This window comes from Brucella pseudogrignonensis (assembly GCF_031454375.1).
GTDB lineage: Bacteria > Pseudomonadota > Alphaproteobacteria > Rhizobiales > Rhizobiaceae > Brucella > Brucella pseudogrignonensis_A.
The window spans coordinates 64,297-79,813 of the sequence record NZ_JAVDQT010000010.1 but is presented as its reverse complement, the minus strand read 5'-3'; the positions used below and the strand labels follow the sequence as shown (position 1 = coordinate 79,813).

Sequence of the window (15,517 nt, the reverse complement as noted above, 5' to 3'; positions counted from 1 at the left end):
AGATTAAGCAATAAAATCGCCCGGTTGGGCCGTGCGGTCTGTCTGATTGACCGGCCAGCGAGATGCTTAGCGGGGAATGAGGCCGAAGCGATGCGCATCATCAAGGAGATTGCGAACAGAAGAAGGTTGCCATTTGCGTCCTCCACGCACTGGCTTCTCTCCTAGTTTATCGAGCTGTGCTGCGATATCGCGCAGCGATAGCTTTGGATCAGCGATCCTGATCGCAGCGACCAGTTTCATCAACCGATTGGCCGGTATGCGGCGGGTGGACCGGATAAGAAGTTTTTGGTCTGCCATGTTCTCCCGAACCAGACGATGCACGGCGCGGCGTAAACGCTCAATCGTCCAGTCCTGACCTTGGCGATTAAGCACCTCAACCACATTGTCCCAGCCATGGGTGGGGCGCAGTTGCTGTACGACAGGCAGCCATGTGGGCGCTGAAGCGAGCAGTTCATCAAGATAGCGCTTGTCGCGTGCTTGTGAAACGGCGCTGATCGCCTCTGGTTTGCGTTCCCGCAATCCAGGATTTCCCGGAAGCTTGCCGCGTAGCTTCGCAGCCTTTATCCCGGCTTTTGATCGTTCGGCCGTAAGTCTGCGTTCAAGTTCTATAACAGAGCGCAGGATTTCCAGCGCAAACATGCCTTGCGGTGTTGATGTATCGATTGGATCGTGGATGGATCGAAAGTGGATGCCTCGTTGCGCAAGCTTTTCGAGCATCTCAAGAAGATGGCCGAGCGACAGAGCGATCCGGTCAAGGCTAACAACGACGAGTACGTCACCTGTGGCAAGTTCTGAGAGTAGTCTGTTCAGAACCGGGCGGTCCTTCACTGTGCCAGATCCTTGCTCTTCGAAAATCCGGTTGCACCCGGCAGAGCGCAGCTCATCCATTTGTGTGTCATGAACCTGATTGTCCGTTGGCGATACGCGTGCATAGCCAATAAGGCGATGGGGGAGGGAGGGAGATCTTGGTGGCTGCAACTTTGACATGGATATGATCTTACATCGTTTGCGGACTTGTACAATTAAAGTGCATTAGAAATTAACGAGTTGCAAGCGTGTTTATAAGTAAGAATAACTGGCCATCAAGGGCAATATTAATGATATGTTATGGTCTTCTCACCAGTTATGAGCGGATACGCGTCGGAGGCCTTCTAAGAGGGGGCTGATGAAGGATGCCAGTCGTGAGTGTGAGGGGAGCTTTCGTAGTCGGGTTGGTGTGAGCGCCGCGTGTATCAGAATTGATAGTAGAACACCAAAGGCTTGACGAACCCTTCTGCGGTTTATGGCATTGCCAATACTTAAAATGAATTCCTCAACGGCACGAAGATGAATGTGAATGAAGTGAGCTTCACCGACAGAAGCGAGCGCCTTTGGCGTGGTCCTGGGTTGAACGGTTCCGATAATTGGAACGATGACAAATACTCGATCTCTGGTAAGGGTTCAGTAAATACGAGCTTCGGTCATTTTGGCGACAGTTTTACGCCTACAAAGAAACGGCTGACCTGCGTGTAAAGTGGTAAGTCCCAATAGCTAAAACAATCAATCCCCGGACGACTTAAAGTTGTCCGGGGATACAACGCTATTGGGAGTAGGGGATAGAGCCAGACAAGGCGATGCATCACTATAGACGCTGACTGTGTTTAGGATGCGGTAAAAAGTCAGCTATAACGGTTGAACCTATGATCGCTGTGGTACCCAGACAAATACCGAAAACACTATAGAATAGATCGAGCCGTTCAAAGGTGCTTGACAAGAGACAAGTCGCATATGAGCGTCTATTCCATCTTAATCAGATTGCAGGAAACTTTCCTTGTCAGTTGTAAGCTACTCTTGAGAGTTGTTATAATAATACGGGACAATCTTGCTTTCAAACGCAGATATGCCCCGCATATTTCACTATATAACGTTAGAACTTTGCAGTCATATTCAGCCTGAACGTACGCCCGGGGCCAGGCATGAGTGCGGCGTTAATCGCATCCATGTAGTAACGGTCCGTCAGGTTATCGATTGCAAAATCAATTTGCTTCGATTCATTGAACTTGTAACTGCCGAAGACATCAACGAGCGTGTACGGATTCCAGTTGCCGGGCTGAATTTCACTCGTTGATGCTACCTTTGTCTTCACAAAACGGTTTGAGTAATAGCTTACGCGTGTCCCTAAGGTGAGACGTTCCTCGAACATTTTGTAAGTCATCTGCATCGAAACAGTGTCCTTTGGTGGAACATGTTGCAATGCGTAACTGTTGGCAAAACCACCCTCAGTACACAGATCGTCAATCCTGTGAAGAGTGCCGGGCTTTGCACAGAACCGAGACTTAATTGCATGGTTCCAAGACAGTCTCGCCGACAGTGGTCCACGTTCGTAGTCAGCACTGACCTCAATGCCCGACATGCGCGCATTCTCCAGGTTGACCATGCCCAGCGAACCGATCACGCTTGTGCCGCCGGGGATATTATAAGGCACATTTGAACGCGTGAGATAATTATCAATATCGTTATCATAATATGCAATATGTGTCCGAAGCAGATCATTTTCGGATATGACATTTTCGAAAGACTTATTTGCACCTATTTCAAACGTCTTTGCGCGCTCTGGCAACAGTTCATCGGGCATCAGACCCGTCGAAAAGCCTTTGATTGATTCAAATATAGTCGGCAATCTGATTGCATCGGAGTAACGCCCATAGAGCTGAATGCTATCGGTTGGCGTCCAGCTAAGCGAAATGTTCTTCGACCAGCCATGCCCCGACCGTTCCGTGTGCTGTCCGGGCACTAACTCATAAGTCGCATTTGGCCAAAAGGTCAGTGCCTTTAGAGTGTAGTTGTGGTCGGTAGTCTTATAATCTGAATAACGAAGACCAGTCTTCAACTGCCATTGAGAATTGATTTCCCAATTTGAGTTTAGGAACGCACTCTTTTGGGTTCTTGAACCCGTTCGAGGCGCGAACTCAATATGATTGATGGTCCATTTATCATTTTCATAGCCATCAGGCAGGCCAACTTTTTCATGCTGCCAGGCTCCACCATATTCAAGTTTAAAGTCTCCAGGGATAACGTCGATTTTACTTTCGTTTGAAACTGTCACACCGTCACGAACGGTCTGAGACCAGCTGTAACTTTCTGTGGTGATCCCACTCACAGTCAGTAAGTTAGTCGCACGGTGGTCCATGTCTGTGCGGAATAGATCGACCTTGAGATTAATCAAGTCACTTTCCGGGTCCCAACGATAGCGAGCTGTCCAGGTTTTAAGATCAAGCTTGTCAAGTTCCGACTGATACCCTCCGACCGCACTGGTGTGAGTACCAAGGCGCGTCGGCATGATTTCGCCATAGGTACTATCAAAATCCATATAGCTCAGCTCAAGGGCATGATCATCACCGAACCGGAAATTCCCTTTAAACAACAGTGATTTATTATCAGTAGAGGTATTGAGGATTTCCTCGCCACCCTTCCAGGGAGACAGGCCTTCGTAACCAATCGTCTGGTAGCCGTAATCGGTACCAAGATCGACAAAGTGTGGTTGTCCCTTGCCATGTTCTCCGGAGAAATAATTGCCATTTTTACGGCGTGCATAAGCCGCAACCAAATCGACGTTTTCGGAGGTAAAAGCACCTGCAATACTGCCGTTTCCACCCGTAGGGTCAAGCAAACCTGGCCGGTCCATATTGCCGCCATCGCGTACTACCGGTGTTGTACCCTCAGGAAAACGACCGCCCAACATACCGCCTTGAGTGAAAACTGCCGGCACCGAAGCGCTATTGCTATTGAAGCCTCCGCGCAAACGTACACCGAACTGTTTTCCGGGAAGCAAAATGTCATCCGCTGAAATCGTCTGCATACGAACGATGCCACCAATTGCGCCCGTGGCGTCAGCACCTGAACTTGCGCCCTTTTCGATTGCCACTTCGCCAATCAGGTCCGGATCAACATAGCTGCCTGACCGCGCACCATTATAGCCGCGATAGACTGTTTGTTCTTGAGAAGCGCCATCAATGATAACTGGTACACGGCCTTGGCCCTGCATGCCGCGAATATTGACATCAAGCGCACCTGAATTCCGGCTATCCCCATTGAGGACACCGGGTATTCCGCCGATAAAATCCCCAACGGAACTACCCCTCTTCTGCTCTATTTCTTCGCTCGATATGTAAGCAACAGAGCCGGCGGATTTATAGGTATCATCATAGCTACCCAATGCACCTTGACCACCGCTCACCGTAATTGTGTTGAGAACCGTTGTGCCATCGGCCGAAGGGGCGCTTTGCAGCGCAGATCCCATCGTCGGGTCCGAAATTGCAACAGTTTTGGCACTCGTGAACTTATGCGATAACCCAGTTCCCGATAACAAAGCTGCTACAGCCTGCTGGGGCGTCATTGTTCCGCGAACTGGACGGCCCATAGCAGATGCTGCTCCAGTTTCAGGAAACACGACATCAATGCCTGTGACACGAACAATATCATTCATTGCCTGGCGAATGGGCTTGGCAGGGACGTTAAACTGATAAGCCTGTTCTGCTGTCTGCGCAAATGCTGCACCATTCAAGGCACCAGCCGTAATAGTCGCAGTCAAAACCGTCGATGTCAGAAGAACAACTAATCTTCTGCGGCTTGAAGCCTTGCCCATAATCATACCCTCTCAACAAAACAATGTGCGAGAGGCGATCAGTTGCGCGATCACGTGCAATGATTTTTGTAGCACTCTCAACATTGCTATCGCCAGTGGAGCAGGAAGGACCTCATAAAAAAGCAAACTTTTTTGAATTATTTTTATGGCCCTATGAGAATGACCTTACCGACGAGGCTGGTCATCCGAAATCCAACAGATGTTTGCATTGCTTCAAGCGTGGCCGCCGTCTTATCGAGAGAAATATTGCCGCTGACGCGTTTGTTTTTCAGCTCAGAAGAAAGAACAACAATGCGGCCATCCCGATACCGTTCGATCTGAGAGAGAACATCGCCGAGACGCGCATTATCAAAAATCAACCGCCCCTCATGCCATGCCATACGCTCAGCAATGTCTACTCTCTCGACGCTCCCAAGGCCAACCTTGTCATATTCAACGCTTTCTCCGGGCTGGAGAACAACTTTTTGAGCTTCATCAATGGCTGATACTTCAACACTGCCTTCCGCAAGTGTGACGGTGACATTGTCATTTTCGTTCATGATAACGTCAAACTGTGTTCCCAGAACACGGGCCTCACCATTGCCAGCCCGCACCACAAAAGGCGCACCGTTTTTCTGAACTGTAAAATATGCGCTCCCGCGCAGAAGATGAATGCTCCGCGCATTAGATGAAATATCAGCATCAAATGCCGAATCCGCATTCATGAGGATCGTTGATCCATCTTGCAACGTCACAAGGCGACGCTCACCTTTGGACGTGCTATAGTCAGCAGTCAGGTTCTGGATTATGTTTGGATCATTGACCCACATCCATGTACCCAGAATAAAAACCGACAAGCCGCTGACAATCACGGCTCCTGTCTTGGATTTCCATTTATTCCTGCGAAAATTCTCGATTTTTTTCATAGGCAGATCGAGATCAGTATTGGTATTCGTGGCTGCGTTCTTGGCAACTGCACCAATATCCAACCAAAGTGTGCTTACTTCTTCATAAGCTGCGTAATGTTGAGGACTAAGCTCTAGCCACTGAGCAAAATCCTGTTTCTCTCTGCGCGTCGGTTTGCCATTGATACGCGTAAACCATGCCACAGCCTCTTTCTCGATAAGAGAAATATCTCGATTATCGGTTATTTTTTGGCGTTCCATGAAGTCGCTTCACTTCCGAGGCAATGTTACCATTAGCAAGTAACCTAATCCTTTAACCATGCAACATTCTACTTCGAATGTTTACATGCCATTATTGCCTTGGCCATTTCCCGCTCAACCGTGCTGTAGGATATTTCCAATCCAACAGCAATTTCCTCGTAGGTACAGCCACGCATTCGATTGAGTAGAAAGATTTGCCGCGTTCGCAGAGGCAAAGATGCAATTGTATTTTCTAATCGCTTGAGATCTTCGCGCGCTGCAACGATTTGATCCGGCAGAATAACGGGGGCTGCATACTGCTCTTCGGTCAAGCCATCCAGAAAATTCTGGCGCCGACGCTCTGAACGAAACCGACTAATCGCTGCGAACTTAGTCGCTTGCGAAAGATAAGCAGGGGAAAGCGTCACATGCGCTTTGGCTTTAGCCCACAGAACCGCGAAGACGTCCTGAACGACATCAGGAGCGTTAAACGGACTCACTTTGCACATTGCTATGCGCTCGAGCCGGCGATACTCATTTCGATACAAGAGCTCTAGCTGCTCAGCTTTCGCTTTTTCCATTTCAATGCCCGCAGCCGAACCAGCCTCTAAAACCAATCATCGTAACGTTGGTACTAGCTTCAGTGCATAAATACTAGATTATAATTGTCAAGTTTAATCTGGACCTCGCGAAGCCCGATACCGATCAATTATACATTGCTAAAACGAACCGGTAATAGCATCGCCCGGTAAGTGACAGCTTGAAAGGGGCGATAGAGTTGGTTGTCTTGTAATCAGCTTTTGCCCTTTCACCCATCCGGCATAACTGGGGGCGTATTCGAAAAGCGCTGGAATATTCTGGCCAGCTTTGCGCCTTGCGATTGAGGTCGGAAAATTGGAAATTTGGCCTGGGATGAAAAGATATACTGCTCGCAATATAAAAGTATTGTTCGCAGTTTCGGGGCTCACTGCAGCTGACAAGAGTTTTAATCAGGGAATAAATATCAAGAATAGTTAAAATGCTGACGAGCCTGACTCACAGTCAGCAACGCTTGGAGCTCAGTCAAATGCTCGCCCTGGCGTGAGGGTTTGTTTTCCGCTCCCGAACCTGATCGCATGGAATGAACATATATCTCATCCCCAGTTCTGAGGATGCGGTTGCTGCCGAGAGGACTTATTGAATGCTTATGCCTGCTTGGAAGTAAAGCGGCGCCACACCTATATCTAACGAGGAACGACAATGCATCAGAACGCATCCCGTCGCACGTTTTTGGCTCTTGCTGCTGTAGCTGCCACTGCTGGTTCGACAGTGGCACTTACCAGTTCCACCGCCCATGCTGAACAAGGCAATATGGATGCAGCGCTCGAGGATTTGCGCAGTGCTCTCGCGTCATTGAACGCTGCGACACCTAACAAGGGTGGTCACAAGGAGACTGCAACCCAGTTTGTCAAACAGGCTATCGAACAAGTCGAGGCCGGGATTGCATGGGCCGCTGAACACGGCAACGGCTGAGATAGTCGCGGGGGAAAGCCACATGAAGCCGGGCATGAGGGCAGGGTCAATCGCTGCAGTGATCGTCATTGCTACAATGTGCTCCGCGAGGGCGATAGAAACGCGTTATTCGTGCGCGGATGGAACCGAAATCATTGCAGTTTTTTCCTCGCCCGATCAATCGCCCGGCGACGTTCAGTTATCTTTTAATGGGTCGCCTGATATCATACGTTTGCCACAACTGCGCTCCGCCGATGGCGGACGCTACCAGAAGGGTACCACGGAGTTCTGGATTAAAGGCAACAATGCGACCCTGGCACGTCACGGCAATTCTACCATCTGCAAGGGCCAGTGAGCTCTCTGAATTCTTTTTTGTTTCGAGCTAATGATAAGCCGTGTTTCGCTCATACGCATGTTTTGTTTGAACTGTTGCTCCCAGCGGCCACTGCCTTGAAACCAGAATGGCGTTCTTCAAGGCTTCTGCTCCACCCCCATTGCAAAACAGTAATTCAGCAGGCCTGAATGCAATTCCCTACAATCATGATCAAACCACGGCTCCACATCGGCTTCTGAAAGAGATCGAGCGCATCTGTTTAACTTGAAGTTCTTTGATTGAGATAGCTCGTCAGACCGAATGCATCGGTTAACATATCGGATCGGTGCAGCCGCCCCTCCATGCCCTATAAAATATCGTAATGATTAAAAAGGCTGGGAGCTAGATTTTAGCTCAAAATTTGCTAATTTAAAAAGAGGCCTTTTTGCATTTGAGCAGTGTAGGGCATGATGCAAAATCAATACAACTCGATCGTTAATGACATTTACGAAGCATCTACGGGCGAAGTTGGCTGGTCATCTTTGCGCGCCAAGCTGTTCGACTTACTGGGTGCTGAAGCAGGCACGCTTCGCTTCAGGGAAGCGAACGGTCAGTTTACCAATGTGTTTCGAACTGGTGAAGCGGGAGAGGATCTATACGCCAAGTATTATCTTGAGATCGACCCTATCAGGTCTGCAGTTTCCCGAATGACCGTTTCAGATGGCGGGTCTGAAACGGTTCTGTTTCACGATGACGTTTTAGATCCTGAGCTTTATCATCGAACCGAGTTTTATCAGGACTTCGTTCGGCCAAACGGTCGAGACCACATGCTTATTGGTGTCGTCGGTGACGATGACCATACAATAATGAGCTTTTTTCGCCAACGGCGCGCCTTCAGCACGCACGAACGATCGGCCCTTGCCGCGATCCTGCCACACATAAGACGCGGACTTAAATTGCGGAAGAAGATGAAAGACACCGAACACAACGCGTTTCTTAATTATTCGGTATTTGAAGCGTTGCCGGGAATTCTTTTGGCATTAGACAGTTCTTGCAAAGTCATATTTGCAAATGCGGCAGCCCGACAGATGTTTGCGCGTCAGGATATACCATTCTCGGTATCGCCGGTACTCTGCGGAAAGGGAGGGCGCGTTGTTCTAAAGGAAGGCGATGGGCAACGTTTTCGGCAAATTGTTTATAATGCGTCCTGTAGTGGAAGAGATGGCGCTATATTGATCGAGTACACTGGCAGAGCGACAGAGCAAGCTCACCAAATAGCGGTTTACGCATCACCTTTGCAGATGCAGGCCGGTGTTCCAGCGGCGGCTTTAATAGTTATTCAGGACCTGTCCGAACTACGCTCAGCGCCAGTATCTTTGTTGGGTGAATTGTTTGGACTAACAAACGCGGAATGTGCTGTAGCTGTTGCTCTTTTGGGAGGCCAAACGGCGGAAGTCGTGGCAGGTAACAGGCATGTTTCACTTGAAACTGTTCGTGCTCAGATCAGGACTGTGTTGCATAAAACCGATGCATCTAATCTTCGGGATTTTGAGCGCATTGGTGCCCTTCTGAGCACCATGGCAAGACGTTGAAACGCGTATAAAATTCATAACTTCTGCGTTCTATGACGATATATTTCTCAGGTAATTGATGATTACATTTTGATCCTGCGATGAGCAGGCAACATACCCATCGGCTCGAACGAGATAAAGAGTGTCTGAATCGAGGTTTTGACGAAAATTGGGATGGAGCACACTCTGGAATGCGTGAAAATCGGCTTTATTGAGTGGAATGTTACTCATATACAGTGTGAACCGTTCGTCGCTTGGCTCGTGCAAACCGCTCTGAGTGTGTGCAGTAAAAAAGCGCTCGCCCGGATACGGACCAGAGCGAGCTTTAGGACCATTTAGCGGACTAATGGGATAGTGAATAGCGACTTCCGTTATCGCTGATCCGATAGCATGCTGGATTTTTGATATTCCCAGAAGGTGATGAGCAACGAAATTACGGAGTTCCTGAGTGATAGGGCTGGTTAAGGTTGCGATCTTCGTCAAGCGACTGGTGGCTTTTAGAACATTGTCGCCAACGTGGCTGCGTTCAATCGAATAACTATTGAGCAATTCCTCACTGCATGCGCCTTTAATAACCAGAGCAAGCTTCCAGGCGAGATTAAGAGCATCTTGCATTCCGGTGTTCATTCCCTGCCCACCCGCCGGGCTGTGGATATGTGCGGCATCACCAACTAAGAACATACGCTGATATCGATACTCTTTTACCTTCCGATCATTAATGCGAAATCCAGTCAGCCACTCGGCGTGTGAAAGTCGGCATTTAAAACCGCTTCGCTGATCAACCAACTGCTGTATTTCTGTCATTGACGGGTTTTCAATGTCCGAAATATCACTGTTATCGATGTTCCCGACAATGCGAAAGCGCTCTCGCGTAATCGGAAAAACAACAAGTATGCCACTACGATGCCAGTGAACGGACACATCCGTACAAAAAGGGTAGTCGTCGATGTGAACGTCAGCCAATACCCAGGCGCTGGGGAGTGTTTCGCCATCAAATGTTGCACCGACGGAGTGGCGAACGAGACTATGCGCCCCGTCACAGCCAATCAGCCAGTCGGTCCGCACGCGTTCTTCCTTTCCGTCCAGGCCAAGTAAGATGCTTTCCGCAAAATCGCCGGTTTGTGAAACTGACGTGGCCTCAACGCCACGCTCAACCATAACGCCGCGCCGATTGAGCATGTCTTCCAGCAATCGCTCCGTTTCAGATTGCGGGATCATTAATGCAAAAGGGTAGGGCGACCGGACACCACTGATATCGAGCCGCCCTATTAAATTTTCTTCAGTCAAAATAGAGATGTGTGTGACCGGCAGCCCATTGTCGATAAAATCTTGTGCAGCGTGTCCCAGCAATTCGAGCGTTCTGCTCCAAAGGACAAGTGCCTTGGATTTGTCTGTTCTGGTGAGCGCTTTATCTATGATACGAACAGGTACACCAAACCGTGTCAACTCGAGTGCAATTGTAAGCCCAACCGGGCCAGCACCGATGACAAGAACATTTGAACTGTCGAACTCTTTCAAACTGGACTCCAGTCAATTATCTGGCAACTCATACGAGAATGACACGCATTTTTACTGCTCAGCTTCAAATAGCCAAAGCTCATATGTTGGTTGAGGGCGGCCATTTGCCTTTTCTTGCATGCCGAGGAAGGCAGGAATGCGCATTTGCTGCTCAAATGTCAGAGCGCCGATGAGTGGTTTCATAGCGGTGGAGAATTTCTTCAATTCATTCCCGCGGACGATTTCTGCATCTGCTGTGCGCTCCAGGATATCCACGATATTTGCTGGTGGTTGAGCTTTCGAACGTTCGACATTGCGCTCGGCCGCCCGCAAAGCAAGCTCCCGTATTGCATCTTCAACAGGCGGCCAGAGCTTTTGCTGTTCCGTATCAAGCTTCAAAACAGTTTTGAGAGCTATTATCCGGGCATCCAGAACGGCGGCTGCATCGTCAGAGGAGTAAATTTCTACCAGTGGCGGTGTATCTGTTGCAGTGCTTTCTGAGGATGATTTGTCCTGTGAAAATGCTGGGAAAGAACACACTATGAGTGTCGTGATAATGGCTAAGCCACAACTTTTATAAAGACGCATAATTTTGCTCACCATCAATGAGATTGGTAACTGGATGAATTATTTCCATTGACCATTAGGCAGACGGCCATGATAGGGCGTATCGCGACAATGTCCCCATGGACCGTGCCACATGCCGGGAGGGCAGCCATTCCCAAAGTAGCCAAAAGCCGGAGCGGGATTGCCGGCCCAGTTGCCATTGGGCAGCGGACCGGTGTAGGGCGTATCGCGGCAATGCCCCCAAGGACCGCGCCACATACCAGCGGGACAGCCCTGTGCAACAAGTTTAAGTTGGGAGGCTGAAGAGGACGACAAAGGGTTGGTGGGTGAAAAAGCGGCAGCAGGAGATGCAATTGCAACTCCCAGACTGATAATTGAGAGAAATTTAAAGGTGCTCATCCTGATCTCCGTCCACCTGAGTTTGGGATCTTTGTTCATTTACAAGCAAAGATAACCCTGCTCCTTAGAATTAAGATGATTGCTTGTTCCGGGCATCACCAGAACTGAGGATGACAGTTATTATGATTTTGCTTGAGCATAATTATTGTTTCTTAATGCCAGTTTTGATTAGGAAATACACAAGCATGCCGGTTCTTAGCAGCGTTGCAATGAGCAGTGGCCCAAAGTTATCTGGTGCGAAATTAGCTGATACAATTGCGTCGTGTACATGACCGATAGCGACGCCCACATAGAAAATTATGGCATAGAGTGCGATTGCACATTTGAAGCTAAGACTGTTCCAAAATGCTATGATCGCTACAACACCCATGGCGAAATCAGCTATCCCTATTTCTGTTTCAAATGGGCTGGGTGACCATCCTATCTGTGCGGAGGCGAGCTGTGGAAAGAAGATATGAAAGAAGCCAGCCCAGAGGCCATCGATACCAACGGCGAGGAGAAGCAGCCAGCCGAAGCGACGTTCGCCGGTGTGATCACTACCGCGGAGTGCTAAAGCGATAATCAGAGCAATTAGTGTCAGTATTGACGGAAGATTGGACAAAATGAAACTGATGCTATTGGCTATCATGACGTACCGGTCCTTCAGCGGTAGAGGTAAAGAGAATGGTGACTCATTTGTGTTCAGCGCACATGGTTCGGGATCGTTTATTTCACGAGATCTAACGTGTGATGTTTATGAAGGCATCCTCAGAAATGATGATGTCAAATAATCAATTTACAGAATGGAACGATTCAGGGCTGACAGCTACACAAATCAATAATTCTTTAAGCTCTATAGCTTGCCTGGACTTGTTAACAGTAAGGTTAGTCTTCAAGCAGTAGTTCGCTACATGCGAAAATAGCAGGCTTGTCCGGTCAATTGCCCTTTTATTTCGCGAAACTAGCGACCGTCACGCCTAGCAAGTGGTCGATCGATGAAGTTTGGGAGCCAAGGCAAGAAATCCTTTTTGAATAATTGTTGGCTAGATGATTAGCGGGGAATGAGGCCGCAGCGATGCGCATCATCAAGGAGATTGCGAACAGATGAAGGTTGTCATTTGCGTCATCCACGCACTGGCTTCTCTCCTAATCTATCGAGCTGTGCCGCAATATCGCGTAGCGATAATTTTGGATCAGCGATCGTGATCGCAGCGACCAGTTTCATCAACCGATTGGCCGGTATGCGGCGGGTGGACCGGATAAGAAGTTTTTTGGTCTGCTGTACCGCTTAATCCGAGCGCATCGCATAAACGCGATGGTTAAATGGAACGTCACAGCTCATAAGCTTGCGTAATATACATTGGCCGCACCAGCAGGCTCTTACTGCAAACAATGTGACAGCACCCAAATCGCTGCCAGAGCAAATCTTTTGTTCTGTTTAAGTACCAATTGTTGGTCCAATGATGCAAAGGAGTGATGACATGTCACGAAACACTTCAGTTAGCCTTGGTGAGCATTTTGCCGGCTTCATCGATTCACAGGTGAGGGGAGGGCGCTACGGCTCTGCCAGTGATGTGATGCGCGCAGGATTGCGTCTGTTAGAGGAACATGAAACGCGTATTAAGTCATTGCAGGACCGCTGCAAACGTATCCAGTTGCTGGATGCGCCATTTGATCGGCTTGTCTCCTGCCATAATTAGTCCACTGAAGATTCAGGGTGCAATTTAAGGTCGGTTTTCCCGAAATCCTGCCCTTTAAACAGCAACGGCGCTTTATTGACGGCGCTAACAGCGTAGGAAAAACAGTCACCCATGTTCAGGCTGGCGGGATGGCGACCTTTTCCATAGTGTTCCAGGGCATGTTCGGCGGCGCGATAATGCCTTCCATCGAATGCTATGGTTGTAATGTTGGGTGCATCAAGGAAGCGATTGACGATGTCGCCCGCATTGGCAAATCTTTTGGCGGACAAGACTGTTCTTAATTCGAACACGGTGGGCCATCCAATAATGACAGCTTCCTGACGCAAAACCGTTTTGAATGCTTAGGCTTCCAGTTCACCAAGGACGATTGCGACAATCACGGACGTATCGACAACAATCACTTTGGCAACCCGTTCTCATCGTATAGGTCATCATGTGCGGACGTTGTGCCAGCTGGAACGTTTTTGCGGCCTTCGGCGGCAAGCTCCCAAACGGCATCAAGGGGGTGGTGATTGCTTTTGAGTTGTAGTTCCTGATCGTAACGCTCCAGCGCCCGCTCAACGAGCTTGTTGATTGGCTGGCCGGTGCGCTTGGCCAATGCATGCGCCAGATCGCGCGCTTTGGAGCTGCGCACAGACAGTCGCGGTTCGGACATTGCCATTCCCTTATTGCTTTAGCAGATTATACAGCAATTAGTGGCTCAGATGGCAAGATTTATGCATATGATGGCTGACCTCCGATAACCAATGATATAGGTTTGGCTTTCTCATATTGATCCGCAACAACGTGTCTGTCTTTCTAAAGAGCGTCAATCGTTGAGTTCTGACGGATCGTCAAGAACGTAACTTTTTTGCTTAACTTAGCTAATTATTTGACTTCAGGGGGCAAGGGCGTCTCTAAAATTTGTAACAATAGCGCAGCTGTCGAAGGAGCCAACATAAACAGCTGCCCCACGAGGAAGCAGCCGTCAAATTACCGATTTGATTTTGGGGGTATGTCAGCCAAATCTTCTGGCTGTCTTGATAATCTCCACCACCATTTTGGATGCTTTCTGAAGCGAGTTCACAGGTAAGAACTCGTATATTGAGTGGAAGTTATGCGCGCCACAAAAAAGATTAGGGCATGGTACGCCCTTTTCTGACAAAACTGCACCATCATAACCGCCGCGCATGGGCACTGGTTTTGGTTCTACGCCAATAGTTCTCATAGCGTTCAACGCCAATTCAACCGGGTATCGGTTTTTGCCTTCAAGGCTTTCCGCAACGTTACGATAGACCGGCTTGTAATGCACATCAACGATGTGTCTACCGTGTAGCTGATTGAAGCCGGATGCTAGCTTAGCAATGAATTGGCGCCGGTTCTCAAATCCTTCTTTGGTAAAGTCACGGATATCGATCGTCAGAGTTGTCTTTGCGACTGTGCCTTCTATTCCTTTCACCCAGTAATAACCCTCTCGCCCTTCCGTATATTCCGGCCGCTCGCCACCTGGTAACATCGCAATAAACTGTTGTGCGTAGAGAATTGAATTCTGCATCTTGCCTTTGGCAGACATTGGATGTGCCGGCTGCCCCGTAAAAGTGATACGGAACTCCCCGGCGTTCCAGTTTTCATACACGATTTCTCCAATGGCACAGCAATCGAGAGTGTAGGCGAAATCGGCGTTCAATGAAGCTGCGTCAAGCGCCTTCGCGCCGAGCAGTCCTATTTCTTCATCAGGAACGAAAACGACTTTCACCGGCCCGTGTTCAATTTCGGGATGTTGTGTTAGATACTGAATTGCATCCATGATTTCGGCTATAGCTGATTTATTGTCAGCACCGAGAAGACTTGTCCCGTCGGTCACAATGATACGATCACCCGCATAATGGGCTAATTCTGGAAACTCATCCAAACGCATGACAGCGTTGGTTTCGTCGTTAAGGACGATGTCGCCACCTTCGTAATCAACGATATGCGCACGCGTATCTGTTGAGTATTCTGCGGAAGTATCGAGATGCGCAACCCAGGCAATCGTGGGGAACGCGTGTTTTTCGCTCGAAACATTGGCGGCGAGTGTACCCACCACAATTGAGTGGTCTCGCTCTTCGACTTCTAAGCCAAGCGAGCGCATTTCACCAGCAAGTAATGTCGCTAGTTGTGTTTGTCCCTCGCTGGAGGGCAGCGTACCCGCATTTGGCACAGCTGTAGTGTTAATGCGTGTGTAGTTCAGAAAGCGGTCTACGATATTCATGATAAATCTTCTCAGAACTTGC

At 48.9% G+C, this 15,517-nt stretch carries 15 protein-coding genes and 1 pseudogene; 4 read left to right on the top strand and 12 right to left on the bottom strand.

Annotated features, from left to right (window positions below; all coding sequences use genetic code 11):
• Nucleotides 1-66: 66 nt before the first annotated feature.
• The 4 genes from J2782_RS20200 to J2782_RS20185 form a co-directional block, all read right to left on the bottom strand.
• Nucleotides 67-987 carry a recombinase family protein gene (locus J2782_RS20200; protein WP_310015781.1) on the bottom strand — a complete coding sequence of 307 codons (921 nt, stop codon included), beginning with the start codon at nucleotides 985-987 and terminating at the stop codon, nucleotides 67-69.
• A gap of 919 nt (nucleotides 988-1,906) precedes the next feature.
• Entirely contained in the window at nucleotides 1,907-4,624 is a 2,718-nt protein-coding gene (locus tag J2782_RS20195; protein WP_310015779.1) for a TonB-dependent receptor, read from the bottom strand.
• A 143-nt stretch (nucleotides 4,625-4,767) separates the two neighbouring features.
• Entirely contained in the window at nucleotides 4,768-5,769 is a 1,002-nt protein-coding gene (locus J2782_RS20190; protein WP_310015777.1) for a FecR family protein, read from the bottom strand.
• Nucleotides 5,770-5,837: 68 nt separating this feature from the next.
• Nucleotides 5,838-6,329: an RNA polymerase sigma factor gene (locus tag J2782_RS20185; protein WP_310015775.1), complete on the bottom strand. Its 492-nt coding sequence runs from the start codon at nucleotides 6,327-6,329 to the stop codon at nucleotides 5,838-5,840.
• 658 nt (nucleotides 6,330-6,987) lie between these two features.
• On the opposite strand from J2782_RS20185, the gene J2782_RS20180 reads away from it, so the two are divergent.
• The 3 genes from J2782_RS20180 to J2782_RS20170 all read left to right on the top strand — a co-directional run bounded on the left by J2782_RS20180 (nucleotide 6,988) and on the right by J2782_RS20170 (nucleotide 9,144).
• A complete protein-coding gene (locus J2782_RS20180) occupies nucleotides 6,988-7,260 on the top strand; it encodes a hypothetical protein (RefSeq protein WP_310015773.1) in 273 nt (90 codons plus the stop codon).
• Between the two features lie 22 nt (nucleotides 7,261-7,282).
• Nucleotides 7,283-7,594 carry an MliC family protein gene (locus J2782_RS20175; protein ID WP_310015772.1) on the top strand — a complete coding sequence of 104 codons (312 nt, stop codon included), beginning with the start codon at nucleotides 7,283-7,285 and terminating at the stop codon, nucleotides 7,592-7,594.
• A gap of 425 nt (nucleotides 7,595-8,019) precedes the next feature.
• Complete coding sequence (locus J2782_RS20170) at nucleotides 8,020-9,144, top strand: hypothetical protein (protein ID WP_310015770.1); 1,125 nt, start codon at nucleotides 8,020-8,022, stop codon at nucleotides 9,142-9,144.
• A 30-nt stretch (nucleotides 9,145-9,174) separates the two neighbouring features.
• Here the strand turns inward: J2782_RS20170 and J2782_RS20165 are convergent, their stop codons facing one another.
• The 5 genes and pseudogenes from J2782_RS20165 to J2782_RS20145 all read right to left on the bottom strand — a co-directional run.
• Nucleotides 9,175-10,641 carry an FAD-dependent monooxygenase gene (locus J2782_RS20165; RefSeq protein WP_310015768.1) on the bottom strand — a complete coding sequence of 489 codons (1,467 nt, stop codon included), beginning with the start codon at nucleotides 10,639-10,641 and terminating at the stop codon, nucleotides 9,175-9,177.
• A gap of 51 nt (nucleotides 10,642-10,692) precedes the next feature.
• Complete coding sequence (locus J2782_RS20160; protein WP_310015869.1) at nucleotides 10,693-11,223, bottom strand: hypothetical protein; 531 nt, start codon at nucleotides 11,221-11,223, stop codon at nucleotides 10,693-10,695.
• Nucleotides 11,224-11,247: 24 nt separating this feature from the next.
• Nucleotides 11,248-11,586, bottom strand: a complete 339-nt coding sequence (locus J2782_RS20155) for a hypothetical protein (protein ID WP_310015765.1) — start codon at nucleotides 11,584-11,586, stop codon at nucleotides 11,248-11,250.
• A gap of 142 nt (nucleotides 11,587-11,728) precedes the next feature.
• Nucleotides 11,729-12,214 (bottom strand): DUF6790 family protein, encoded by a 486-nt coding sequence (locus J2782_RS20150; RefSeq protein ID WP_310015763.1) that lies wholly within the window; start codon nucleotides 12,212-12,214, stop codon nucleotides 11,729-11,731.
• Nucleotides 12,215-12,616: 402 nt separating this feature from the next.
• Nucleotides 12,617-12,835: pseudogene (locus J2782_RS20145) on the bottom strand (recombinase family protein); the annotation flags it as partial.
• A 211-nt stretch (nucleotides 12,836-13,046) separates the two neighbouring features.
• Between J2782_RS20145 and J2782_RS20140 the strand changes: the two are divergent.
• Complete coding sequence (locus J2782_RS20140) at nucleotides 13,047-13,265, top strand: type II toxin-antitoxin system ParD family antitoxin (RefSeq protein ID WP_310015761.1); 219 nt, start codon at nucleotides 13,047-13,049, stop codon at nucleotides 13,263-13,265.
• Here J2782_RS20140 and J2782_RS20135 read toward each other — a convergent pair.
• The 3 genes from J2782_RS20135 to pepT all read right to left on the bottom strand — a co-directional run bounded on the left by J2782_RS20135 (nucleotide 13,262) and on the right by pepT (nucleotide 15,495).
• Entirely contained in the window at nucleotides 13,262-13,591 is a 330-nt protein-coding gene (locus J2782_RS20135; RefSeq protein ID WP_310015759.1) for a type II toxin-antitoxin system VapC family toxin, read from the bottom strand. The genes J2782_RS20140 and J2782_RS20135 overlap by 4 nt on opposite strands.
• Nucleotides 13,592-13,662: 71 nt before the next feature.
• Nucleotides 13,663-13,920 (bottom strand): type II toxin-antitoxin system VapB family antitoxin, encoded by a 258-nt coding sequence (locus tag J2782_RS20130; protein ID WP_310015757.1) that lies wholly within the window; start codon nucleotides 13,918-13,920, stop codon nucleotides 13,663-13,665.
• Between the two features lie 342 nt (nucleotides 13,921-14,262).
• The gene (gene pepT / locus J2782_RS20125; RefSeq protein ID WP_310015755.1) at nucleotides 14,263-15,495 is read right to left on the bottom strand and encodes a peptidase T; all 1,233 of its coding nucleotides are present in this window, start codon (nucleotides 15,493-15,495) and stop codon (nucleotides 14,263-14,265) included.
• Nucleotides 15,496-15,517: the final 22 nt, after the last annotated feature.